25 protein-coding genes are annotated in these 24,209 nt (G+C 64.4%); 11 read left to right on the plus strand and 14 right to left on the minus strand.

Going from position 1 to position 24,209, the window contains the following annotated elements:
• Positions 1-1,101, plus strand: a complete 1,101-nt coding sequence (lptG, locus tag F4U94_RS15140; RefSeq protein WP_120249437.1) for an LPS export ABC transporter permease LptG — start codon at positions 1-3, stop codon at positions 1,099-1,101.
• A gap of 365 nt (positions 1,102-1,466) precedes the next feature.
• Here the strand turns inward: lptG and F4U94_RS15145 are convergent, their stop codons facing one another.
• Positions 1,467-2,534, minus strand: a complete 1,068-nt coding sequence (locus F4U94_RS15145; protein WP_120249438.1) for a fatty acid desaturase family protein — start codon at positions 2,532-2,534, stop codon at positions 1,467-1,469.
• Between the two features lie 150 nt (positions 2,535-2,684).
• On the opposite strand from F4U94_RS15145, the gene F4U94_RS15150 reads away from it, so the two are divergent.
• Together F4U94_RS15150 and F4U94_RS15155 are read left to right on the plus strand one after the other, a co-directional pair.
• Entirely contained in the window at positions 2,685-3,842 is a 1,158-nt protein-coding gene (locus F4U94_RS15150) for an N-acetyltransferase (RefSeq protein WP_120251951.1), read from the plus strand.
• Between the two features lie 84 nt (positions 3,843-3,926).
• On the plus strand, positions 3,927-4,109 hold the full coding sequence (locus tag F4U94_RS15155) for a CsbD family protein (RefSeq protein WP_120249439.1): 183 nt from the start codon (positions 3,927-3,929) through the stop codon (positions 4,107-4,109).
• A gap of 279 nt (positions 4,110-4,388) precedes the next feature.
• On the opposite strand, the gene F4U94_RS15160 is transcribed toward F4U94_RS15155, so the two are convergent.
• Complete coding sequence (locus F4U94_RS15160) at positions 4,389-5,759, minus strand: alanine/glycine:cation symporter family protein (RefSeq protein ID WP_150411958.1); 1,371 nt, start codon at positions 5,757-5,759, stop codon at positions 4,389-4,391.
• 216 nt (positions 5,760-5,975) lie between these two features.
• On the opposite strand from F4U94_RS15160, the gene glmM reads away from it, so the two are divergent.
• From glmM to F4U94_RS15180, 4 genes are all read left to right on the plus strand, one after another.
• Positions 5,976-7,316, plus strand: a complete 1,341-nt coding sequence (gene glmM / locus F4U94_RS15165) for a phosphoglucosamine mutase (protein WP_120251952.1) — start codon at positions 5,976-5,978, stop codon at positions 7,314-7,316.
• Between the two features lie 87 nt (positions 7,317-7,403).
• Positions 7,404-7,640, plus strand: a complete 237-nt coding sequence (locus F4U94_RS15170; protein ID WP_120249441.1) for a DUF1272 domain-containing protein — start codon at positions 7,404-7,406, stop codon at positions 7,638-7,640.
• Positions 7,637-8,521, plus strand: coding sequence for a bifunctional hydroxymethylpyrimidine kinase/phosphomethylpyrimidine kinase (gene thiD, locus F4U94_RS15175; RefSeq protein WP_120249442.1), 885 nt, complete (start codon positions 7,637-7,639; stop codon positions 8,519-8,521). Before F4U94_RS15170 ends, thiD begins: the two co-directional genes overlap by 4 nt.
• A complete protein-coding gene (locus tag F4U94_RS15180; protein ID WP_120249443.1) occupies positions 8,514-9,113 on the plus strand; it encodes a ribonuclease HII in 600 nt (199 codons plus the stop codon). The genes thiD and F4U94_RS15180 overlap by 8 nt, the downstream gene beginning before the upstream one ends.
• Before the next feature lie 3 nt (positions 9,114-9,116).
• On the opposite strand, the gene F4U94_RS15185 is transcribed toward F4U94_RS15180, so the two are convergent.
• The 8 genes from F4U94_RS15185 to F4U94_RS15220 form a co-directional block, all read right to left on the minus strand.
• Positions 9,117-9,536, minus strand: a complete 420-nt coding sequence (locus tag F4U94_RS15185) for a DUF2147 domain-containing protein (protein ID WP_120249444.1) — start codon at positions 9,534-9,536, stop codon at positions 9,117-9,119.
• A 127-nt stretch (positions 9,537-9,663) separates the two neighbouring features.
• Entirely contained in the window at positions 9,664-10,653 is a 990-nt protein-coding gene (locus F4U94_RS15190) for a type II secretion system F family protein (RefSeq protein ID WP_120249445.1), read from the minus strand.
• Between the two features lie 19 nt (positions 10,654-10,672).
• Entirely contained in the window at positions 10,673-11,671 is a 999-nt protein-coding gene (locus F4U94_RS15195; RefSeq protein ID WP_120249446.1) for a type II secretion system F family protein, read from the minus strand.
• 54 nt (positions 11,672-11,725) lie between these two features.
• Positions 11,726-13,015, minus strand: coding sequence for a pilus assembly protein CpaE (locus F4U94_RS15200; RefSeq protein ID WP_120249447.1), 1,290 nt, complete (start codon positions 13,013-13,015; stop codon positions 11,726-11,728).
• 1 nt (position 13,016) lies between these two features.
• Entirely contained in the window at positions 13,017-13,667 is a 651-nt protein-coding gene (locus F4U94_RS15205) for a CpaD family pilus assembly protein (RefSeq protein ID WP_120249448.1), read from the minus strand.
• Between the two features lie 15 nt (positions 13,668-13,682).
• Positions 13,683-15,185 (minus strand): type II and III secretion system protein family protein, encoded by a 1,503-nt coding sequence (locus F4U94_RS15210; protein WP_120251953.1) that lies wholly within the window; start codon positions 15,183-15,185, stop codon positions 13,683-13,685.
• 1 nt (position 15,186) lies between these two features.
• Positions 15,187-16,200, minus strand: coding sequence for a Flp pilus assembly protein CpaB (cpaB, locus tag F4U94_RS15215; protein WP_150411959.1), 1,014 nt, complete (start codon positions 16,198-16,200; stop codon positions 15,187-15,189).
• 51 nt (positions 16,201-16,251) lie between these two features.
• Positions 16,252-16,725, minus strand: a complete 474-nt coding sequence (locus F4U94_RS15220) for an A24 family peptidase (protein WP_120249449.1) — start codon at positions 16,723-16,725, stop codon at positions 16,252-16,254.
• A 50-nt stretch (positions 16,726-16,775) separates the two neighbouring features.
• Here F4U94_RS15220 and F4U94_RS15225 point away from each other — a divergent pair, with 50 nt between their 5' ends.
• Genes F4U94_RS15225 through F4U94_RS15235 form a run of 3 tightly spaced genes read left to right on the plus strand, consistent with a single transcriptional unit; the run spans position 16,776 to position 19,044 of the window.
• The gene (locus F4U94_RS15225; protein ID WP_120249450.1) at positions 16,776-17,726 is read left to right on the plus strand and encodes an alpha/beta fold hydrolase; all 951 of its coding nucleotides are present in this window, start codon (positions 16,776-16,778) and stop codon (positions 17,724-17,726) included.
• A gap of 14 nt (positions 17,727-17,740) precedes the next feature.
• A complete protein-coding gene (locus F4U94_RS15230) occupies positions 17,741-18,844 on the plus strand; it encodes an NAD(P)/FAD-dependent oxidoreductase (RefSeq protein WP_120249451.1) in 1,104 nt (367 codons plus the stop codon).
• Between the two features lie 23 nt (positions 18,845-18,867).
• Positions 18,868-19,044 (plus strand): YegP family protein, encoded by a 177-nt coding sequence (locus F4U94_RS15235; protein WP_120249452.1) that lies wholly within the window; start codon positions 18,868-18,870, stop codon positions 19,042-19,044.
• A gap of 16 nt (positions 19,045-19,060) precedes the next feature.
• Here F4U94_RS15235 and F4U94_RS15240 read toward each other — a convergent pair whose 3' ends face one another.
• Positions 19,061-20,368 carry a lipopolysaccharide biosynthesis protein gene (locus F4U94_RS15240; RefSeq protein ID WP_172598746.1) on the minus strand — a complete coding sequence of 436 codons (1,308 nt, stop codon included), beginning with the start codon at positions 20,366-20,368 and terminating at the stop codon, positions 19,061-19,063.
• Positions 20,369-20,476: 108 nt separating this feature from the next.
• Between F4U94_RS15240 and F4U94_RS15245 the strand changes: the two genes are divergently transcribed.
• Positions 20,477-21,247 (plus strand): phosphocholine cytidylyltransferase family protein, encoded by a 771-nt coding sequence (locus F4U94_RS15245; RefSeq protein ID WP_120249453.1) that lies wholly within the window; start codon positions 20,477-20,479, stop codon positions 21,245-21,247.
• Between the two features lie 288 nt (positions 21,248-21,535).
• Here the strand turns inward: F4U94_RS15245 and F4U94_RS15250 are convergent, their stop codons facing one another.
• The 3 genes from F4U94_RS15250 to F4U94_RS15260 are packed head-to-tail and all read right to left on the minus strand — an operon-like array spanning position 21,536 to position 24,131.
• Complete coding sequence (locus tag F4U94_RS15250; RefSeq protein WP_120249454.1) at positions 21,536-21,961, minus strand: HIT family protein; 426 nt, start codon at positions 21,959-21,961, stop codon at positions 21,536-21,538.
• Positions 21,958-23,061 (minus strand): CDP-alcohol phosphatidyltransferase family protein, encoded by a 1,104-nt coding sequence (locus tag F4U94_RS15255; protein ID WP_120249455.1) that lies wholly within the window; start codon positions 23,059-23,061, stop codon positions 21,958-21,960. Before F4U94_RS15255 ends, F4U94_RS15250 begins: the two co-directional genes overlap by 4 nt.
• Positions 23,058-24,131: a glycosyl transferase gene (locus F4U94_RS15260; RefSeq protein ID WP_120249456.1), complete on the minus strand. Its 1,074-nt coding sequence runs from the start codon at positions 24,129-24,131 to the stop codon at positions 23,058-23,060. The genes F4U94_RS15255 and F4U94_RS15260 overlap by 4 nt, the downstream gene beginning before the upstream one ends.
• Between the last annotated feature and the right edge of the window lie 78 nt (positions 24,132-24,209).

Genomic DNA, 24,209 nt, shown 5'->3' on the forward strand with positions numbered 1-24,209 from the left:
ATGCAGTTCAACTTCTTCCCCTCGCGCCAGATCAGCCTCTATATGGCGCGCCTGTTCCTGACCCGGACCTTTGCCGTGCTGGCATTGCTGGTGGTCGTCCTCCAGACGCTCGACCTGCTCGGCAATTCGGGCGACGTGCTGGCTTATCCGGGCAATGGCGACGCGCAATTATGGCATTATGTCGGCCTGCGCGCGCCGCAGATCATCGCGCGCTTTCTGCCTTTCTCCGTGCTGCTCGGCACGCTGGTGATGCTGGCGACGCTCAACCAGAATAGCGAAATCATCTCGATGAAGGCGGCTGGTCTGTCCGCGCATCAGATTTTGGCGCCGCTGGTGCTGGCGGCGCTGGGCGTGTCGGTCATCAGCTTCGTCTTCAACGAACGGATCGTCGCCCGATCGACGGCGGCGCTCAGCGCCTGGGAAGCGGTGGATTATGGCCCGATCCCGCCCGACAGCGGAGTGAAGAGCAATCCCTGGGTGCGCGACGGCAATAATCTGGTCAATGCGGCGATCGTCGCCGGGCGCGGCACGCAGGTGCAGTTGCGCAAGGTGCAGATCTACAACCGCATCAACAACAGCCTGACCACCATCGTTCAGGCGCCCAAGGGCCATTATGACGCGGCGAGCAAGAGCTGGCTGCTGGAAGGCGCGCGCCAGTTCGATGTGGCGCGTGGCACCGTCACCAATGTGGGCACCGTCCGTTTCGGCCGCGACATCCGCCCCGACCAGTTCACGCTGGCGAAGGTCGATCCCGACGCGCTGACCTTCCGTGAGCTGGAGGCGGCGATTTCCGACCTGCATGATGCCGGCCGCCCGACCGCCGAACTGGAAGGCAGCCTGTGGCACAAGCTGTCCGGGCCATTGTCCGCGCTGCTGATGCCGATCCTGGGATCGGTCGCGGCCTTTGGCCTCGCGCGTTCGGGGCAGCTGTTCATGCGCGCGGTGCTGGGCATGGCGCTGGGCTTTGCCTATTTCGTCGCGGACAATTTCTCGCTCGCGATGGGCAGCCTTGGCGCTTATCCGCCAGTGCTGGCCGCCTGGGCGCCCTTCTTCCTGTTCCTGCTGGTGGGCGAAACGGTCCTCTTCCGCACCGAAGAGTGATTTCGAGTGCAATGGACCATTGCACGGCTCGGAAATCACGGAAAACAAAGAACAGGTACATCGCCGGCCTGAGATGCCCGCGCCCCAAATAAAAAGGCCCCGGCGACCAAGGGACGTCGCGCGGGGCCTTCCAGAGGGGGCGTTCCGATCCTCTTTAGGGGGGAGGGGAAAGACCGGAACCACCCCGATATAATTGCCTCAAATCGGGTTTCAACCCGCAACCGAATTATTTTATTCGCGCGGAGCCCGCCATATTAAGCGTTCCCCGGCGCAGGCCGGGGTCCAGTTCAGAACGTCGGACTGGACCCCGGCCTGCGCCGGGGAACGCTTCAGATATGATTGCAACTTCCGCTTCCTGATCCGGCTCAACGCGCCGCCATGGTACTCCGGGCGATCTTGCCGACCAGCGGCAACATCCCCTTGTAATTGCCCCGATGATAGGGCGATTGCTCGTCCAGCGTCGCGATCAGCTGCGCATGCGCCTTGCCCAGCGCATGATAGGGCACGCTCGGCAACAGGTGATGCAGCGCATGATAGCGCAGGCCCACCGGCGCCCACAAAGCGGGCAGGGTGCCGGGCGGCGGCACATTGACCGAGTCCAGATATTGCGCCGTCACGGTCATCGGCTCGCCCTCATTCTCCCACAGATGCGCCACCAGCGTGCGCAGCTGGTTGATGACGGTCATGGCCGAATGGATCGCCATATAGACCAGCAAGGGCTTCCACCCGAAGGCGAAGACGCTGCCGACCAGCGCCAGCGCGAACAGGCACGCGCCTGCTTCCTGCCACGCCCATTGGCGCGCAAACTCGCCTTCGGGCGCGCGGCGGCGATAGGCGGGGTTGATCGACAGGGCCGAAAATTCCGCCACCACCTTGCGCCGCAATGCAGGGATCAGCAGCGACAGCGGCGTCAGCACGCCAAAGCGCAGGATCAGGCCGATCGGCGCCAGCGACGCGACGATGATGAACAGGGGCAGCGACCAGGGCTTCATCAGCGCCAGCGGCAGATATTCGGGATCTTCCGCCGTGCCATAGCGGGTGCGCTGGTGATGCTGGGTATGTACGCCTTCATACATGAAGGACGGGATCATCAGCGGCACGCCGACGATCAGGTTCCAGGCGAACCGGAAGCCGGGCAGGGCGCCCTTGCGGATATGGGTCAGCTCATGGATGAAGCTGGCCGCACGATAGAGCGCCAGCATCGACACGAGCGCGCAGGCGAGGGCGATCGCCACATTGTCGACCAGAATCGCGCCAGCCATCGCGCCCCAGCCGACCAGCGCGGATGCCAGCAGGTCGGTCCAGTAGATACGCGGATTGGCGGTCGAATAGGCCCGCGTCAAATCGGCCGCGGCGCGCAGCATTGCGGTATCGTCGGGAATGGCCGCTCGCGCCCGCTGCGCGGCGGCAAGAATGGGATCATGCACTGTCATGCGGGCGGTCCTAGCCTCCAAATGCGCTGATATCATGGCAGCACCATGACATATTCACCATGTTATCCGCCTGAACGCGGCGCGTGATTGACATTCCGCAAACAAGCGCCGAACTGCACCGCATTCCATTTTTCCTGCAAGGCGGCACCCGTGGCGCATAACGATCTGGTCATCACCCCCGTTTCCGGCAAGGCCGACCTGAAGGCTTTTATCGACCTGCCCTGGCGGCTTTATGCCAATGATCCCAATTGGGTGCCGCCATTGAAGGCCGAAGTGAAGGAATTGCTGACGCCGGGGAAGAACCCCTTTTTCGGCCATGCCGAAGCGCAATATTTCCTCGCCCGTCGCAATGGCCAGGTGGTCGGCCGCATTTCCGCCCATATCGATCATCTGGCGCTAGAGCAGCCGGTCGAGCAGGGCATGGGTCCGGGCACCGGCAATTTCGGCCTGTTCGAGGCGGAGGATGACGCGACGGCCAAGGCGCTGATCGCCACGGCCGAGGATTGGCTGCGCGCCAAGGGCATGACCCGCGTGCTGGGGCCGATTTCGCTCTCCATCTGGGAAGAGCCGGGCCTGTTGATCGCCGGTCATGACCATCCGCCCACGGTGATGATGGGCCATAACAGCCCCGCTTATCAGGCGATGATCGAAGGGGCTGGCTATGTCCCGGCCAAGCAGCTCAAAACCTATGAGCTGGACATCACGAAAAGCTTCCCGCCGCTGATTCAGCGGATCATCCAGTCGGGCGAGAAAAGCCCGCGCATCACGATCCGCAAGGTCGACAAGTCGAAATTCGACAAGGAAGCCGCGATCATCCTGTCGATCCTGAATGACGCCTGGGGCAATAATTGGGGCTTCGTGCCGATCACGGACGATGAAGTCGCCCATACCGGCAAGAAATTGAAACCCATCGTGTTCGAGGATCTGATCATGATCGCCGAACTGGACGGCGAGCCGGTCGCTTTCATGATGACGCTGCCGGACCTGAATGAAGCGACCAAGTCGCTGAACGGATCGCTCTTCCCCTTCGGCTTCATCAAGCTGCTGAAATGGCTGCGCAAGCCCAAGGCGCGCACGATGCGCGTGCCGTTGATGGGCGTGGTGCAGCGGTTGCAAAGCTCACGCATGGCCAGCCAGCTTGCCTTCATGATGATCGAAACGATCCGTCTGGAAGCGGTGGCCCATTATGGTTCGACCCGTGGCGAGATCGGCTGGGTGCTGGACGACAATCAGGGCATGAATGCCATTGCCGACGCCATCAACAGCACGGTGAACAAGATCTATCAGATTTACGAGAAGCCGCTCTGATATTTCGTTTCGGCTTCGTATCGGCGGAAACCCTTTGTGCCGCCTCTCGTTGATACTCCAACACCCTAGCCAAGGAGTATCGACATGGGCGAAGCAACCGACAAGCTGAAGGCCGCAGGCAACAAGGCCGCTGGTTCCATCAAGGAAGGCATCGGCAAGGCGACCGACAACGAACGTCTGGAAGCCGAAGGCAAGGCGCAAAAGGCCAAGGGCACGGCGCAGGACGTCGCCGGATCGGTCAAGGGCGCTCTGGGCGACAAGATCTGACGATCCGACCGTCTGCACGACGAACAGGCCTCGCCCCGAAAGGTGCGGGGCCTGTTCGTTTCTGTCCTACATGACCGAAATCCGGTACATGCTGTTCCCCGGCGCAGGCCGGGGGCCAGTTCCACGCTCGCAACTGGACCCCGGCCTTCGCCTGGGAACGGCAGCCGACAGGGGCACGTCATTGTTGCTCGCTGCTACCTACTGGCGGCCTGTTGGAGACTTTCCGATAGGATCATTCCCGCGCAACGAAATGTCGCATTTGGCGGGAAATGTGCGAAGTTAAGCCTCTTGCCCATCCAGATAGTCGCGCACATCCCGCCGCAATTCCCCGGCGCACAGGTACAGCGCGATGACATTGGGAATGGCCATAAGGAAGAAGCTGCTGTCGACGATCCCGACGACGCGGCCCAGATCGATCGCCGCCGCCGGGGGCAGGGCGACGACATAGAGAATCTTGTACGTCCACTGCGCTTTCGGGCCATTGCCGAACAGATAGCCCCAGGCCTGCAACCCATAAAAGCCCCAGGCCACCAGCGTCGAATAGGCGAACAGGAACACCACCACCGCCAGCAGCCATGGGAACCATGGCGATACCTGCGCGAAAGCGGCCGACGTGATCGCAATCCCCTCCAGCCCGCCATTCCATGTGCCCGCCACGACTAGCGCCAGCCCGCCGAACGCACAAACGATCATCGTGCCGAGCAAGGGCTCCAGCAGCGCGACCAGTCCTTCCGACACCGGATGCTGGGTCCGCGCCAGACTATGCGCCATCACCGCCGACCCGACGCCCGCCTCGCTGGCGAACACCGCGCGCCGCATCCCCGCGACGAAGGCGCCGACCGCGCCCCCGGTCGCCGCGTCGCCGCTCCACGCCCCGTTCCAGATCAGCGCCAGCGCGCCCGGTATCTCGCCGATATGCAGGATCAGGATCGCCGCGACCCCGCCCAGATAGACCGCGACCTTGATCGGCGTCAGCCGCTTCGACACTTCGCCCAGCCAGGCCGCGCCGCCCAGCGTGACCAGCGCCACCGCGCCGGCCAGGAACACGCCATAGGCCCAGCCATTGGTCAGGCCCGTGACGACCTTCACCTGCGCGAAACTCTGGTTCACCTGCACCATGGGGATCGCCCCGAACAAGGCGAAGAAGGCATAGGCCCCGCCCAGCGCCAGCCCCAGTTTCGGCCAGCCCCGCGCCGCGCCCACGGCTTTGAGCACATACATCGGCCCGCCATGCACATGACCGCGACTGTCGAACACGCGATATTTCAGGCCCAGCGTCACCTCCGCCATCTTCACCGTCATCGCGAACCAGCCGATGATGAACATCCACAATATCGCGCCCGGCCCACCCATGGTCAGCGCCACCGCGACGCCCGCGATATTGCCCAGGCCGATCGTGCCCGACAGCGCGGTGGAAAGTGCCGCCCACTGGCTGACATCGCCCTTCGCCTCGCCATGCTGCGGCTGGCTGCGCAGGATGTGGATCGCGCGCCCGACATGGCGGATATTGGGAAAGCCCAGCCACAGGGTGAAGAACAGCATCGGCAGCGCCAGATAGAGCACGATCAGTTCGATCTGCGCGCCAAAGAGCGGCACCTTGAAAAAGACGGCGGCGGACAGGCCGTCGACGAAGGCGTTGAAATTTTCCATCACTCGCCGATGCCTATGAGGACGCAGATTGTCGACTGAGAAAAACTTGACTCTTTCCCTCTCCGTTCGCCCTGAGTAGGGTCTGAGCGACGTCGAAGACCCGTATCGAAGGGTCGCACGACGCGCATGTCCTTCGATACGCCGCTTCGACAGGCTCAGCGGCTACTCGGGACGCACGGATGAATGGGGACTGTCCCCGAGGAAGATGAGAGCTTTGTGAGCAGGCAATATTTCGGCACCGACGGCATTCGCGGCCGCACCAACCAATGGCCCATGACCGCTGAGCTGGCGATGAAGGTCGGCATGGCGGCGGGCACGCACTTCCTGCGTGGCAGCCACCGCCACCGCGTCGTCATCGGCAAGGATACGCGGCTTTCGGGCTATATGGTCGAAAATGCGCTGGTCGCGGGCTTCACCGCCGTGGGCATGGACGTGGTGCAGTTCGGCCCCATTCCGACGCCTGCGGTCGCGTTGCTCGCCCATTCGATGCGCGCCGATCTGGGCGTCATGATCTCCGCCAGCCACAATCCCTATTTCGACAATGGCATCAAATTGTTCGGCCCCGATGGCTACAAGCTGTCGGACGAGGATGAACTGAAGATCGAAGCGCTGCTGGGGCAGGATATCGCGCTCGCCGCGTCCAAGGATATCGGCCGCGCCCGCCGGGTCGAGGATGCGCGCGGTCGCTACATCCATGCGGTCAAGTCCAGCTTCCCCGCCGACCTGCGCCTGGACGGGCTCAAGATCGTGGTCGATTGCGCCAATGGCGCCGCCTATCAGGTCGCGCCGTCCGCCCTGTGGGAATTGGGCGCCACCGTCGTCGCGGTCGGCGTCAGCCCCAACGGCACCAACATCAATGACGGTTGCGGCTCCACCGCGCCACTGCTGTTGCAGGAAACCGTGGTGTCCTCCGGCGCCGACATCGGCATCGCGCTGGATGGCGACGCGGATCGGCTGATCGTCGTGGACGAACAGGGCAAGATCGTCGATGGCGATCAGATCATGGCGCTGATCGCCGCCAATTTCGCGCAGGAAGGCACGCTGCGCGGCGGCGGGCTGGTCGCCACGATCATGTCGAACCTCGGCCTCGAACGCTTCCTGTCGGCCAAGGGCATCGGTCTGGAACGCACCAAGGTCGGCGACCGCTATGTGCTGGAACGGATGCGCGAAGGCGGCTTCAATGTCGGCGGCGAACAGTCCGGCCACATGATCCTGTCCGATTACGCCACCACCGGCGACGGCACGGTCGCCGCGCTTCAGGTGCTGGCCGCCCTGATCCGCTCCGGCAAGCCTGCCAGCGAAGTGCTGCACCAGTTCGACCCCGTGCCGCAATTGCTGAAGAATGTCCGCTTTTCCGGTGGCAAGCCGCTGGAGCATGACGATGTGAAGCGCGTCATCGCGCAGGCGGAAACGGAACTGCACGGCACCGGCCGCCTCGTCATCCGCCCGTCCGGCACCGAACCGGTGATCCGCGTCATGGCCGAAGGCGACCGCGAGGATCAGGTGAAGGATGTGGTGGACCGCATCTGCGCCGCGGTCGAGAAAGCGGCGGCGTGACATCTTTCTCTCTCCGTTCGGTTCGAGCTTGTCGAGAACCCGACGCGCAACGGTTCTCGACAAGCTCGAACTGAACGGACATTTGCTATGCTTGAAATGCGCCCCGACTGCGAACGCTGCGGCACGGACCTGCCCGCCGATCAGCCCGGCGCGTTCATCTGTTCCTTCGAATGCAGCTTCTGCGCGCCGTGCGCCGAGGCGCTGGACGATCGCTGTCCCAATTGCGGCGGCGAACTGATGGACCGCCCGACTCGCGTGGGGAAGGCGTTGGCCGACAATCCCGCCTCCACGGTGCGGCATTTCACGGCCAAATCCAGCCAGTGACGCCCGCCCGCATTCTCATCATCGCCGGCTCCGACAGCGGGGGCGGCGCCGGCATTCAGGCGGACCTCAAGACCGTGACGCTGCTGGGTGGTTTCTGCATGACCGCGATCACCGCCATCACGGCACAGAACACGCTGGGGGTGCAGGGCGTCCACCCGATCCCGACCGACATGGTGCTGGCGCAGATGGAAAGCTGCATCGGCGACATCGGCGTCGACGCAGTGAAGATCGGCATGATCGGCAGCGCGCAAACCGCCAACGCCGTTGCCGATCGACTGGCGCAACTGGACGATGTACCGATCGTCTTCGATCCAGTGATGGTCGCGACCAGCGGTTCCCTGCTGGCGGACGATGCCACCATCGCGGCGTTTGAGAAACTGATGCACGTCGCCACCGTCATCACCCCCAACCTGCCCGAACTGGAAGCGCTGACCGGCCGGACCATCGCCGATCTGGATGGGCTGGAAGAGGCCGCGCAAGCGCTGCGCGAGCGGACCGGGGCGGTCATATTGGCCAAGGGCGGCCATCTGCCACAGCAGGCGGAGGATGACCGGCCACTGATCCACGACCTGCTGGTCGATGAAGATATGGTCGCCGACTTTTCGATCGCGCGGATCGAAACCCGCCACAGCCATGGCACGGGCTGCACCTTGGCCAGCGCAGTCGCCTCCGGGCTGGGGGCCGGCCTGTCGCTGGGCGATGCGGTGGATCGGGCGGAAGCCTTCGTCGCGGCGGCCCTTCAAGCGGCGCCGGGCCTTGGACAGGGCCATGGTCCGATGGGGCATGCTTTGGGCATGACGCCTTTCTACCATCTGCTCGCCGCGCAGGATGGCGATGGCTGGGACGCGGCGGCCTTTGCCGCGCGCTATTCCGATGCCTGACTTCACCCACGAGCTGATCCATCATCCCGGCCTGGTCGCCGGGGTGGATGAAGCGGGGCGGGGACCGCTGGCCGGTCCCGTGGTGGCCGCCGCCGTCATCCTGCGCGCCGACGATTGCCCTGATGGCCTGAACGATTCCAAGCAGCTCAGCGCGAAGAAGCGCGCCGGGTTGGAGGTGGAGATCAAGGCGCGGGCGCTTTGCTGGGGCGTGGGCATCGCGACCGTCGCGGAAATCGACGAGATCAACATCCTCTGGGCGACGATGCTGGCCATGACCCGCGCGGTCGAGGCGCTGAGCCATGACTGCGCGCATGTGCTGGTCGATGGCAATCGCTGCCCGCAATGGCGCTGGGCCTCCACCGCGATCGTGGAGGGGGACGCCAAATGCCTGTCGATCGCGGCCGCCTCCATCCTCGCCAAGGAGGAACGCGACCGGATGATGATCGCGGCGGCGGCCGACCATCCGCATTATGGCTGGGACACGAACAAGGGCTATGGCAGCGCCAAGCATCTCGCCGCGCTGCGCGAACATGGCCCGACCCCGCTCCACCGGCGCAGCTTCGCCCCGGTGGCGCAGCTTAGCCTGCTGTAAGGATCAGCGCACCGCCGTCCAGGTCTGCGTCTTGCAGAAGAAGGCGATGCAGCCTTGCACCTTCAGCGTGCCATTGGCGTTGCGGCTGACCTTGGACGTATAGCTTTTGCCGCTTTCGGGATCGTAGATCGTGCCCTTCCACAGGTCGCCGTCATCTTCGAAGCCCGACAGCAGGGCAAGGCCGACCAGCGGCTTGGAGCGCAGTGCAGGATCGGGATTCTTGATATCGGTCTGCGGACGGCCGGGGGTGGGCTTCACGATCTTCTCGATCTTGCCGCACAGATGCTTGCCGCACGGCGCGATCTGGACGATCGCCTTGCCGTCCACCGTGGCCCAGCGGCCGGTGACCGGCTGGGCCGCCTGCGCCGGCAGGGCCGCAAAGGCGGCGGTCAGGGTTGCAAGGGCGATAACAGTCGATTTCATGCGATCCACTCCGTGTCTTTGATATGAAGATAAGCATGAAAAAGGCCGCCCGCCACCGCCTTTTTATGGCGGGGCGGGCGGATCTTTCGGGCGACGCTACGGCAGCGCCGGTCCCTCTCCAAAGTTTTTAGAAGGCCGTGCTGATCGAACAGGCCGCCGGACCCAGAATGACGACGAACAGGGTCGGCAGAATGAACAAAATCAGCGGTACGGTCATGATCGCGGGCAGGCGCGCGGCCTTTTCTTCGGCGCGCATCATGCGTTCATGACGGAATTCGGCCGACAGCACACGCAGCGCGGACGCGAGCGGGGTACCATATTTCTCGGTCTGGATCATGGTCGTGACCACGCCCTTGACCGCGTCCAGCTTCACGCGGGTCGCGAGGTTCTCGAACGCCATGCGCCGTTCGGTCAGGAAGCTCAGCTCGATCGCGGTCAGCTGAAACTCGTCGCCCAGTTCCGGATAGGCCTTGCCCAGCTCGCGCGCCACTCGGTTGAAGGCGGCATCGACGGTCAGGCCGGCCTCGGCGCAGATGACCAGCAGGTCGAGCGCGTCGGGCAGCCCCTTGCGGATCGCGGAAGACCGCTTCTGCACCTTGTTGTCGATATAGATGTCGGGTGCCTTGTACGACAGCAGCAACGCTGCGGCGAAGGCGAAGAAGCGCTTGAGCGGCCCCCATTCGGGTTCGATGCCCACGCCATAGAGCAGGATCGCGGCCGTACCACCGATCAGGATGGGCAGGATCATGCGGCCGAAGATGACCGCGACGGCCCAGTCCTTCGACCGGATGCCCGCCTGCGCCAGACGGATCTGGGCGTCCTTCAACTGGTCGTCCTGCAATACCTTCAGGCTGGACAGGAACGACCGCATATGGTCGGTCGTCTGGTTCCTGCGCACCAGGCTCGCGCGCCGTTTGGCGGTGGAGGCGGTGATGCCGGCCTTCAACTGTTCGCGCCGTTCGTTCAGTGCCTTGACCCGCTTGGCCATCGGGTCGCGCACCGTCATCACGGCGTAGAGTGCGAACAATATGGAAAGCGTCGCCAGCGCGGCCAGCAGCGTGCCGAAATCGGTCGCGGTAAGGCCGAACAAGGTGCCTGCGGGGGTAGGAGCGTCCATGATCTCTTGTCCTTGCCCGTCAGATTTCGAAATTGACCATCTGGGCCATGATGAAGACGCCGATGCCCATCCAGCACATGCCGCCGATGCCGATGACCTGCATCAAGCTCAGCCCGAAAATGCCCGACGGGTCCGGCGTGTAGAAGGGGCTCATATAGTTGAAGTTGATGTAGCTGATCAGGCCGAAGACCAGGAAGGGCAGGCAGCCGATGATATAGGCCGACGCCTTGGATTCCGACGACATCGCGCGGATCTTCAGCTTCATCTGCGCGCGCTGGCGGAGCACGGTGGCCAGGTTCGACAGCGTTTCTGCCAGGTTGCCGCCCGTTTCGCGCTGGATAGCCAGGGTGATGACGAAGAACTGGAATTCCGGCGTGCCCAGGCGATCCGCCGTTTCCTGAAGCGCCTGCTCCATGGTGCGGCCGATCTTGATGCGTTCGGTGATCAGCTTGAATTCTTCACCCACCGGCCCTGGAATTTCGCTCGATACGATACCCAGCGTTTCCGCGATCGGCAGGCCCGACCGCAGGCCGCGAGTAAGCAATTCCAGCGCATCCGGGAATTTTACGGTGAATTTGTTGACGCGGCCCCGGATGAGACGGCCCACCCACCAATGTGGCAGGCCCAGCCCAGCGGCCAAGCCGAACATCACGGCAAACAGGAACGGGAAACCGCGCAGCATCAGGAACGCAGACAACAGCAGGAACGTGATGGCGCATGCCGTCATATACTGGCTGAGCGTCCACTTCTTGCCGGTCATCTTCAGACGCTTGGTCAGATTTTCCGGATTGGGAATCAGCGAGACCAGCATCTTCGCTTCGGTGCCCGTCGCGCGGTTGGAAATCGCCCGGCGCATGCGGGCTTCCAGCAGCGCTTCGGCCGATTCGCTGTGACGGCCGCGGATCATGGCGACGCGGCGCTTGCGCGCCTTGTCCGGCGACGGGCCGGCAAACACGACCGCCGCGACGCCCAGCAGGGTCGCGATCAGCACCGTTATCAGGATGAAATTGCCGTCCATCTCGTCGCCCGTCTTTCAGGAAGCCGCGCCGCCCGGTCCGGGCGGCACATGCGGTCAATTATCCAGCGTCGCCTTGTCCTTGCGGCGCGACGGCATCATCGACTTGAAATCTATCTTGCCGAGCAGCGAGTCGCCCTTCTTGCGGGCGGCTTTGGGCGCGCCGTCAAATTGGTCGGCATCGGCCGCACCCAGCACCTGGTTCAGCATTTCGGTGCAGGCTGCGCCGACCTTGCTGCCCTTGGCGGTTTCGGCCAGCGTCTTGCCCAGCTTTGCCGCCTGCGATGCGACGCGCAGGTCGAACGGCACCATGACGTCCACCTTGCGCTCGATCGACTGCTCGAAATCCTTGCGGCTGATTTCCGGCGCGCCGGGGTGAACCCGGTTGGCGACCACCAGCAGGCGGGCCTGCGGCGCATTGCTCTTGAGCCAGGACAGGATGCGGATCGTGTCGCGCGCGCCGGCCAGCGTCAATTCCGTGACGACCAGCGTCACATTCACGTCGGCCATCAGGTGCGGATGATGGATCAGCATGTTGCGGGGCAGGTCGATGACGCTACATTCGAAGGCCAGGCGAAATTCTTCCAACAACTGGTAGAAGGCGCCGCCATCGCTCATCATCGGCTGGCTGATCGGTGCTTCGGCGGACAGGATCGCCAGCGTGTCGCTCGCCCGCACCATGGCGCGTTCGATGAACAGGCCGTCGATGCGGCTGGGATTTTCGATCGCGTCGGTCAGGCCGCGGCCCGGCTCCAGATCCATCGCCAGCGCATTGGTGCCGAAATGGACGTCCAGGTCGAGCAGCGCGGTCGGCCGCTTCTTCTTTTCCGACAGCAGCCAGGACAGCGATGTCGCGATGCTGGAGGCACCAACGCCACCACGCGTGCCGATCACCGCCATGGTCGAATGGGGCCGTTCGGGCGCCGCGTCACGCGGGGCCATGAACACGGCCTGCGCCTGCGCCAGTGCGTCACGCAATTGATCCGCGCCGAATGGCTTGAGCAGATAGTCCTGGATGCCGCTGGCCACCAGATCGCGATACAGGCGTACGTCGTTGACCTGGCCGGCGGCGATCACCACCGTGCCCGGCTCGCACACTTCGGCCAGGCTGTTGATGTCGTTCAGCGGATCGCCGCTTTCGGACATGTCGACGAACAATATCTGCGGGCTGGCGGTGATGGACAGGCTCTGCACGGCATTGCGCATGCCGCCCTTGTTCACCTTTTCCGGCGCCCATCCCAGTTCGGCCGACACGGCGCGCAGCATGTCGAAACTGTGATCGTCGCAGACGAAGGCATGGAACGGATCGCGATGACCACCCAGGCCCGGTTTCCAGGGAGCATTCATGTTACTGGCCTCCCGGCGAGATTTGCTTGAGGTCGCCGGCGCCGGTCGGCGCCTTGTCGCGATAGGTGCTGATGGCGCGGTTCGACGTTACGGTCCGCAGGTCGCTGTCGGTGCCCTGGCCCCGGACCAGATCTTCCGGATTGGCGACCATCGCGGCCCAGTTGCTGTTCACGCCGCAACCGAAATTGGAACCGGCGCCCATGGCGCCATTGGTTTCCTGCTTCGCGCTCCAGTCGGGGCAGCCCGGCACGCTGGCGGTGGCCCGACGCACGATCAGGCGGACGCTGCCAGTCGGTGCCTGGCCGGCCTCTGCCGAACTGTCTTCGGCGACCAGCAGGCCGCGACGGGCCACGACATCGCCGATATCGTCGTGCAGGGCAGGGCTGTAATAGCCGCTGTCGGTGACGATCGCGATGCTGTCGCCATAGCCAAGGCCGATCGACACGAACCAGTCGTTCAGACGGATCGCTTCATTCGGCGTCAGCCCGCCGCCGGAGCCGGCCTGTACGTCGAAGACATAGGCGGCGTGGCTCACCACCGGCTGATGGATCGAATCGACGCTGCGGTTCGACCGGGGAAGGGCATGGGCGGTGACCGGCAAAGCGATCATGGCGATGGCCGCGAGGGCCTTGAGCGACAGAGGCGTGGTCATGTCTTTGTCCTTCCGTCAGAAACTGAAGCCGGGCGCGGCGGCGCCGGTCTTGTTCGACTTGCCGGGTGCGGCTGCCGAGACGTGTGATCCCGGTACCACGGGCGTCGATCCCGGCGCGCGGGCCGGTGCGGGGCTGCGGCCGCCGCTGATCCCGTCATTGCCCTGTTGCAGCAGCAGGCCCTGCGCCTGCGTGGCGTTGCGGAAGCCGTCGGTCGGCAGGCGCACGTCGGAAGCGTTCATCGGCTTGGCGAGATAGGGCGTGACGACGATGACCAGCTCGGTTTCGTTGCGCTGGAAGGAGCGCGACTTGAACAGGCTGCCCAGGATCGGAATATCGCCAAGGCCCGGCACCTTGTTCACCGTGTTGCCGGTTTGGCTGTTCAGCAGGCCGGCGATCATGAAGGCCTGCCCCGAACCCAGTTCCACCGTCGTTTCGGCGGTGCGGCTCTTGAGCGCGGGCACGGACGAATTGACCGTGAAGTCCAGGCTGGACACGGTCGGCCTGACGCGCAGCGAAATGCGCCCGTCGGCCAACACGGTCGGCGTGAACGCCAGCTGCACGCCATATTGCTTGAATTCGATGCTGTTGCCGTTGTTGGCGCCGTTGTTGACCGTGTAGGGATATTCGCCGCCGGCCAGGAAGCTGGCGGTTTCGCCCGACAGGGACGTCAGGTTGGGCTGGGCCAAGGTGGTGGCGAGGCCACTCGATTCGGCAAGGTCCAGCGCAGCGGCAATATCCATGCCCAGCAATTTGGCGACGAAGCCGAGTGAGGTCGTCCCATCGGTGGGGCTGTTGAACGTCCAGGACCGGGTGATGTCGTTGGCAGCACCGGTCGTCGACGAGTTCGTCTGGAAAGCGCGATCGGCGCGGTTGAAATAGCCGCTGAAGCTGCCCGATCCGGTGCCCAGGCCGGTCACATTCATGCCGATCTTGTGGCCGATATCCTTGCTGACTTCGGCGATCTTGACCTGCAGCATGACTTGCAGCGGTGTCGCCATGCGCAGGCGGCTGACCACGGTTACGTCCTTGCCGACGAAGGCCTGCGTCAGCCGTTCGGCCTCCGCTGCATCCTCTGGCGCCTGGATCGTGCCGGTCAGCAGGATCATGCCGTTCATCTTGTTGACCGCAATTTCCGCGCCGGGCATCGCCAAATGGAGCATGTCGTCGATGCTGGTCAGGTTGTTGCCGACCCGCACCGTGCCCGAAAACAGGACTTTGCCATTGGTCGCGGTGACGAAGACGGTGGTTTCGCCCGGCTTTTTGGCGATCAGATAAAGCTGGTTCTGCGACCGGACATGGACGTCGACGACTTCGGGATCGGCGATCACCACGTCGGACATCTTGGCCGTCAGGTTGACGACCCGGCTGCCACCCACCGACAACAGGATCGCATTATCCTGTGCGCTGGAGGGGGCGGCATTGAGCGCGGTGGTCGGCGCGGCGATCGCGGCGACCGCCAGGCCCAGCGCGATTGCCGGAGCGGCAAGGCGCGGGGCGCGATTGTGCAGGCTCTTCATCTCACTTCCCCCCGACCGGAACTTCGGTCACGTTGGTGCCGCGCGCCACGCGGATCACCGGGCCTTTGAAGGCGACGGTGCCGGCCGGTGCGCCATTGGCGGCGACGGCTGCTGACATGGGTGCTTCGGTCTTGGCGGGTACCGAGCTGCGCTGGTAGCGCGACACGTCGGCGCCGGTGGAATAGGTGGAACCGCGATCGACCGGGCGGGCGGCCAGCTTGGCGATGATCGCCTTTTCGGCGTTCGCATTGGCATTGCCGGGCAGATCGACGTCGGTGCCCGCGATCGCCGCGTCCAGATCCGACGCATTGTCGGCGATGGAGCGGAGCGACATGGAAAGCGACCCGATGGTCTGCGACACGGCGATCTTTTCGGCGATCTTGGGCGTCACTTCGATCGTGACGTTGGAATAGGTGCGGACCTCGGGCTTGCCGTCGGCGCCCATCGCATCCATGCGCTGGTCGGTGGCGAGCACGCGCAGGTTGCGCAGGATCGTTTCGGATACCTTCAGCGGATCGCCGTCACCCCCGCCATTGACGCTCTGCGTCAGGACAAGGTCGATGCGGTCGCCCGGAAAGACGAAGCCGGCGACCGAACTTTGCGCCGACACCGGCACCGTCACGGCGCGCATGCCCGGGCCGAGGGCTGCGGCCAGGAAACCGCGATCGCCGGGCTTGACGATGGCGCCCTGGGTCAGCGGCTGCCCTGCGGTGATGGCGCTGCGCACGACGCTGCCGGCCAGCTTGGCAGGATCGGCCTGACCGCGCAGATAATAGGCCTGCTCGATCAGATCCTTGGGCCAGGGCTGAAACCGAAAGCTTTCCGCGTCCAGGATGGTGCCCACGGGCAGGGCCTTGGTCGCGACCAGAACGTGCGGCTGGTCTGCTTCGACCGGCATGTTTGCGGCGGTGACCTGCGGCGTGCTCGACGAACTCAACATGCTGCGCGCAAGCAAGGCTGTAGTGACCGCTATGATAAGCGCCCCCACCAGCAGCACGATCTTCTTAGCATCCATGACGAAATTCGCCTCCCTCAAATGGGTGCACTGCCCCCAGTGCCCCACTCATCACGCAAAATGGTTAAGATATCGTTCGCCAAGCAACCAAAGGGCTGAGATGGAGATGGCGACGCCATAGGGTATTTCGGGTTGCCCCGGCTTTTTGCTCATCCGGTGGTGTATGACCGTGACGATGGTAACCAGCCCGCCCAGCATCGCCATCAGGACGATCAGGGACAGCACGGCCTGCCACGGGAACCATAGCGCCAGCGCGCCGAGCAGCTTTACGTCGCCGCCGCCCATCATCCCGGCCGCAAAGAGCGCGGCGAACAGGGTGAAGACGATGGCGCCGACAAGCAGTTGCACGGCCATGCCGGGCCACGGCTCCAGTCCGCAGGCCAGCCACCACAAGGGGGCCAGCGCCGCGACGGCCAGATTCAACCGATTGGAAATGATGCGGGATCGCAAATCGGTGATCGCCGCCGCAATCAGCAGCGCGCTCAAGGCGCCGATCAGCGCGATCTGGAAAAATTCCCCCGTCATGGGGCTTAGGCCCTAGACCATATGGCTTACCAAAGGGTAACCATCGGGCGATGGATTCACCCGACTTTCCTACAGCCGCTTTCGACCGGCGCGCCTGGCCGATGGGCGGGCGGCTGGATTATTGGCATGCGCCCGACGGCTGGCCGGTCCGCCGCTATCGATTGGGGTCGGGTGCGCGTGGCCGCATGCTGGTGCTGGGCGGGCGCGGCGACATGATCGAAAAATATCTGGAGGTGATCCACCATTGGGCGTCGCGCGGCTGGGCCGTGACCAGCTTCGACTGGCGCGGGCAGGGGGGATCGGGCCGGCTGACCGACGATCCGCTATGCGGCCATATTGGCGACTTTGCCGACTGGATCGCGGACCTAGGCGCGCTGGCGGTCGATTGGCGCGCGGAGGGGGAGGGGCCGACCGCAATGGTGGCGCACTCCATGGGCGGTCATATGCTGGTCCGCGCGCTGGCGGAGGGGATGACCCCGCCGGATGCCGCCGCCGTGGTGGCGCCGATGCTGGGCGTCCATACCGCCCCGCTGCCGCGCTGGCTGGCGGTGGGAATCGCCCGTGCGATGGTGCGCAGCGGCCATGGCGAGGACCGCGCCTGGACGCAGAAGGAACAGTCGGAACGGCAGCGCAAGATGCGGCAAAAGCGGCTGACGCACGATCCGGACCGTTATGCCGACGAAATCTGGTGGCGCGACCATAGCCGGGAGATCGCGCTGGGACCGCCCAGCTGGACCTGGGTATTGCAGGCGCTGGAATCGACACGGGCGCTGGAACGGTCGGAAGCGGTCGCACGCATAGCCACGCCGATGCTGATCCTGGCGACGGCGGTGGATCAGCTGGTATCCACGCCCGCCATCCGGCGGGTCGCGGCGCGCATTGCGACGGCGCGGCTGCATGTCTATGGGCCCGAAGCCGCGCATGAAATATTGCGCGAACTGGACCCGGTCCGGCTCGATGCGCTGGCCCGGATCGACGCTTTCCTGGACGAGACTGCTTGAGGCGGAATGGGCCGTTGAATCATCCCGATATCGTGATCGTGGGCGGCGGCATGGCCGGCGCCAGCCTTGGCGCGCAGCTGGCCGCCCATGCCCGCGTGCTGATATTGGAGATGGAGGATAGCGCGGGCTATCACGCCACCGGCCGTTCGGTTGCCTTTTGGGAAGAAACCTATGGCGGTCCGCTGGTCCAGCCGCTGACGACCGCGTCGGGGCCTTATCTGACCAATCCCGATCCCGACTTCCACGACCGCAGCTTCCTGTCGCCACGCCGCGCGCTTCATGTCGGCCGGGCGGAGGATGCGCCCTGGCGCGACGCTTTGATGGATGGATTTGCCGGTAAGGTCGATCTGCGCGCCGTCGATCCCGCATCGTTGATGCCGGGGCTGCGGCCGGACTGGACGATCGGCGTGCTGGAGGAAAGCTGCCAGGATATCGATGTCGCGGCGCTGCATCAGGCCCATCTGCGCCGCTTCCGCCGGTTGGGCGGGGAAATCAGGCTGGCGACGCGTCTGACGGCTGCTCGTTCCGAAGGCGGTGGCTGGCAGGTGGATAGCGGGGCGGAGATCATCCGTTGCGGCCTGCTGGTTAATGCGGCCGGTGCCTGGGCGGATCAGGTCGCGACCGTCTGCGGCGTGCGGCCGATCGGCATCACGCCGCTGCGTCGGACGGTGGTGCAATTGCATATCCCCGGCCTGTCCTCGCCCGATCTGCCGCGCCTGATGGATTTGCGTTCGCGCTTCTATTTCAAGCCGGAAGGGCGCGACCGCGTGTGGCTGACCCCGCATGACGAGGTGCCGTCGCCCCCCTGTGATGCCGCGCCCGAAGAGCTGGCCGTGGCGCAGGCGATCGCCTTGTTTCAGCAAGCGGTCGACTGGCCGATCGCGGCGGTCGAGCATAAATGGGCGGGCCTGCGCAGCTTCGCGCCCGATCGCGCGCCGGTCTATGGCTTCGACCCCGACAGTCCGGGCTTCTTCTGGTTCGCGGGGCAGGGCGGTTTCGGCATCCAGACTTCGCCCGCAGCAGCGCTGCTAGGGGCCGCGCTCATCACCGGCAATGCGCCGCCCGCCGCCATTGCCAAGCTCGATTCGCGCCCCTATTCTCCAGCTCGATTTCGCTGACGCAACGAGTCTGGAGATGTCCCATGGCGCACAAGTTCGTGATCGAGAAGAACAAGGCCGGCGAGTTCGTCGCCAAGTTCAAATATAATAGCGAAACGATCTTCTGGACCGAAGGCTATGCCAGCAAGGCCGGCGCGAAAAATGCGATCGAATCGGTGCTGAAGAACGGCCCGGGCGCCCCGGTCGAAGAGGCCGAATAAGCGACGCTGCTTCCGATCAGTCCCGCATCGCGCGGCGGCTGGCCAGCCCCATCATCGCAAATCCGGCGAGCGACGCGGCGATATTGGCCATCGCCGCGCCCTTCGTGCTGTACAGCGGCAGTAGCGCCGATTGCAGGGCCAGCAGCAACAGGGTCGATACGAAGGTGATGCGCAGCGACAGGCCGGCCCGGTCGGTCGCCATCAGCAGCGGGCGATAGCTGACCCCGATCAGGTCGATGCAGGCCGCAACCCCCAGCATCAGCAGCAGCGGATAGGCCGGCAGGAAATCCTTGCCCGCGATCAGCCCCAGCAGCGGATGGCCGATGGTGACGATCAGGCCGATGATCACCGCGCCCGCCACCAGCGCCAGCCTGTTGGTGCGGCGGAACAGCGCGCTCAGCGCTTCCTTCCCGTGGCTGCTGGTGCGCGACAGTTCGACGAAGATGCTGCGCGAAAGGAGACTGCTGATCTTGGTCAGCGAATTGGCGAGTTGGTTGGCGAGGCGATAGAGGCCCGCCCCGGTCGGCCCGACAAAGGCGCCCACGATCAGCACCGCGACCTGCTGGCCGATGGAAGAAAGGCTGGTTTGCAGGTTGGTGGCGGTCAGAAAGCCGATGATGCCGGGATTTTCCGTCCGCGCGTCCAATGCTCGTCCCGCGCGCCAGCTGCCGATCCGCCCGCGCCCGACCTTGAGAGCCAATTGCCAGTAGCTCAAGGCGCAGAGCAGTTCGGCAAAGGCCCAGGCGATCAGGAAGCCGCTGATGTTCGGCATCATCGCCAGCGCCACGCCTGCGCCGATCATGCGGCCGACCGGGATCATAGTTTCGGCGAAGGCGGCCGAATCGAACCTGTCGAACAGGCGTAGCACGCCGGTCGGGCTGGACCGGATGGTGATCATCATCACCATGCAAAAGGCCCAGACCTGCCACCCCATGTCCGGCCCGATTTCCAGCAGGTTGCCGAATAGCAGGATGATGGCGGCGGCGATCAGCCCGCCCGCGAGTGCAGAGCCAAGGTCGATCAGGATGCAGAAACGCAGCACGCGATTGAGCGCATCGCCATTCCCGCTCGCCAGATGCGGCTGGCCGTAGCGCACGACGATCTGCCAGCTGTCGAAACTCACCAGCGTCTTGATGACGTTGGCGGCGCTCAGCACCAGCGCGAAACGGCCGAAATCCTCCACCCCCAGCGTGCGGGTCACGATGGCCAGATAGGCGAGGCTCAGCACCGCGCCCACGCCCTTGCCGCCCAGCAGCCAGCCGGTATTGGCCAGGATACGGGCGAACCCGTCGCCAGCGGCTCCCGATCCGCGCTTGAACATCATGACTCCATAGGACCGAAGGAGGGTTGGGCAGGTCGCGCTTTAGGCGAGCGAAAGATCGAGTGCAAATGCCGCCTTTTTTTCGGCCAAATTGGCTTCTAAAGCGCGGACATGACGATCAGCAAAGCCATCATCCTCTCCGCCGGCCAAGGCTCGCGCCTCCTTCCGCTGACCCGCGACGTGCCCAAGTGCATGATCGACTTCAACGGCCGCAGCCTCATCAGCTGGCAGGTCGCTGCGCTGGTCGCCAATGGCGTGACCGACATCGTCGTCGTAACCGGCTTCCGCACCGAACGGGTGGAGGATCATGCGCTGCAACTTTATCGCGACACAGGCGCGCGCATCCGTACCGTTTTCAACCCCTTCTTCCAGGTCGCCGACAACCTTGGCACCTGCTGGATCGTGCGGGAGGAGATGGACCGGGACTTCATCATCCTGAACGGCGACACCATCATTTCCGACGAGATCGTCGGCCGCCTCGTAAACGGCGCGCAGGACGCCATCACCGTCACCGTCGATATCAAGGCGGACGGCGACTATGATGATGACGACATGAAGGTGAACCGCGACGCGACCGGTCGCCTGCACCATATCGGCAAGCGGCTGCTGCCCCCCGACACCAATGCCGAATCGATCGGCATGCTGGCCTTCACCGGCGAAGGCCCCGCCATTTTTCGCAACCAGATCGAACAGATGATGCGCACGCCCGAAGGGGTAGAGCGCTGGTATCTGCGCGCCATCGACATCATCGCCAAGGGCAATCGCGTCGGCACCGTCTCGATCGACGGGCTGGACTGGCAGGAGGTCGATTTTCCGCAGGATGTCGAAGCGGCGAACGCTCTGACGGCGAAGTGGGTGGCCGAAGGGCGCTACGCGAAATAAGGTTTCGCGCGCTTAACTTCGCACATTTCCCGCTCACCGCGCAATTTCATGTCCTATTGCAGACCGATTGTTGCGAGCGAGTTGATGGTAGCAGCTGAGGCCTGAATAGGACAGGGCACCTTCCCTTCTTCCCAATCAAGGCGCGCATATGACGCGTTCCCCGGCGCAGGCCGGGGTCCAGTTCAGAGCGTGCACCTGGACCCCGGCCTGCGCCGGGGAACGGAAAGCCACAGGTTGAGCAGCAAGCGGCCAAGTCTGCGCATCCCTCTCCCCCAAAGGGAGAGGATTTCAGGCGAAATAACCCTTCAACCAATCGCGCAAGCTGTCCAACTCGCTGTCCAGCTTCACCGCCGCGCCCAGATCGGGCTGACCCGGCCAGCCGGCATCCGCCACCGTCACGCCCGCCGCGCTCCGCTCGCCTTCATAGCGAGGGATGACGTGGAAATGGACGTGGGGATCGACCATCATCAGCATCAGATAGTTGATCCGCGCATAGTCCACCGCCTTGCCCAGCGCCGCCTCGATCGCCGCAGTGACGGTCTTCAACTCGGCATGCGCTTCCGCCGGCAGGTCGCCGAACGCCGTCGAGTCGCTCTTGGCCGCCAGAACCAGCGACCCCAGCGTCGGCTGTGCCGGGCGCAGGAGCACAACCCAATGGGTGAACTCCGCGATCAACGTAGCGGGCCAGCCGAACTTATTGATCGTCGCGTTCACAGCGCCGCTTCCGCTTCGTCCATCCAGCTGACGATCGGCTTGCCAGAGCGCGCCTGCCCATAGGCCTGCGCCAGTCGCACGGCATGGACGACCAGCGAGATGATCGTCCACCATGCCAGCGCGATCAGGCCGATATCGGGACGGCCGAACAGCAGCGCGACGAACAGGATCACCATGTTCGGATTGCGCCGCGCGGTGATGAGGCGAAACTGGCTGTCGAACGGGCGCCAGACATGAATGTCCATCTTGAAGTCCTTCAGGAACATCCCCTCGATCAGCCGTTGCAGCACATAGCCCGCGATCACGGCCGTCATGATGAAGGCGAAGGTGCCGCCCGACAGGCCAAGGCCCCAATAGACCAGCCCCGTGCCCCAGAAATACCACCAGAAGGGCGGGTGGACGAGGTCGACGCCATGGTCGATCACATTGCCCCATTTGGACGATGTGATGGTGCAGCGGGCCAGCTTCCCGTCCACCGTGTCCAGCACCATGAAGATGAAACCGCACAGGAATCCGGTCCAGAACAGCCCCTTGGCAAACAGGAAGGTGGCGACGAGGCAGAGGGTCACGCCGATCACCGACACCATGTTTGGTGTCATGCGCAATTGCGCGGCGATGCGCGTCAGGATCAGCGCCAGTTCGGGCCACAGATATTTGGTCAGGACGTCGGTCACGCCCTTGTACGCGCCGAAATAGCTGCGCCGCTCGATCTGCCGCCGGGATGCAGGGGTGAGTTCGCGCACCATCGGCTGCTCCAGCTTGCGCAGCTGGCGGTTATAGAGTTTGCGGCCGTCCGACAGGTCGATCACATGCTGCGCCGTCAGCGGATCGGTGCCCTGCGCCACCTGACCCACGATCGGCGTGCTGCCCCACACGAACAAGGTACCCGGCGTCTCCAGCACGAGCCGCAACAGCAGCGGATCGAAGGCGTAGGTGAGGTTGAACAGCAGCTCATGCCCCGGCGCGAGCGCGCTGCCATTCTTGGCCGCGCTTTCGGCCATGCGCCGGTTGCGCTCGGCATTGGACATGCCCCAGATCGGCGTCGCATTGTCGCCGATCAGGCGGACCGGGCCAAGGGTGGTGGTGATCGTCTGGCTCATACGCCCTTCTTCGCGAAATTCAGGATGAGGTCCGCCTGCCTTTGGGAGGCGGGGACCGGGGACAGGTCGATGGACTGCTGCATAGCCGCTTCCTGAGCAGCAACGAAGCCGGGTTGCAAGTCGTTCGCGCGGGCGAGCGCTTGCGGAAGGGCGTCGGCGCGTTCGATCACCTGACCCAGTTTCCAATGGGCGAAGGCGTCCCCCGACGCATCGCGATGGTCGAGATTGAGGAAGATACAGGGGCGCGGCTGGATGAGAAATTCATACACCTGGCTCGACACGTCGCCCAGATAGACGTCCGCGCTCATCGTATAGCTCATGTCGATCGAATGGCGGCTGCCCATGTCGATGCGGATATGGGGGGCGCTACTGACGATCGGCGGCGCTTTTATCGCCAGCTTCGTGTGCGGGGCGATGATGACGTTCCAGTCCGTCAGCGACTCCAGCGCCGCCAGCATCGCCGGCCCATGGTTGATCCAGGACGACAGGGCCGGGTCGAAATGCGGATTATAGAGCAGCACCGGCTTGTCGTCGGGGAAGAAGCGTTGCCGCTCCGCCTTCAACTCGAATTTGGGATAGCCGCCGACAACGACCGTTTCCGCCGTGCAAAGGCCCCGGTCGATCATGCGGCGCCGATCCTTCTCGCCCGCCACCAGCGTCAGGTCGAAGTCGCGATGGCGCTTCTTATAGCCGCCCTCCCGATCACCCGCGCCATGTTTGATGAGGATGAGACGCGAGCGGAAACCCGGCACGCGGCGCAGCCAGGCGCTGCTGATCTCGGTCGTCACCAAAGTCGGGAAGCGGGCGATGGTGGGATAGTTGAGGAGCAGAGTCGCGAGCCGCGAGGGCTGCCGGAACAGCGAGTCGGGGGGCGAGGGCGGACGGCGCAGGCGGACCCGGCGGAGGCTGCCGGTCGGATCATAGCTTTCGACCAGCGCCAATATCTGATCCGAGGGCGACAATATGCTGACCCGGACGTCGGGCCGTCGCGCCAGTTCCAGCGCAGCCGGCAGCCAGTGATAGAGCTGCTGCGCTTCGGCGATTGCGAGAAAGGCGATGTCGGTCGGCAAGAAAAGGCCTCAATGTATGACTATGCGTTCCCCGGCGCAGGCCGGGGTCCAGTTGCGACCGTAGGACTGGACCCCGGC

The organism is Sphingobium limneticum, from assembly GCF_008710155.1.
Lineage (GTDB): Bacteria > Pseudomonadota > Alphaproteobacteria > Sphingomonadales > Sphingomonadaceae > Sphingobium > Sphingobium limneticum.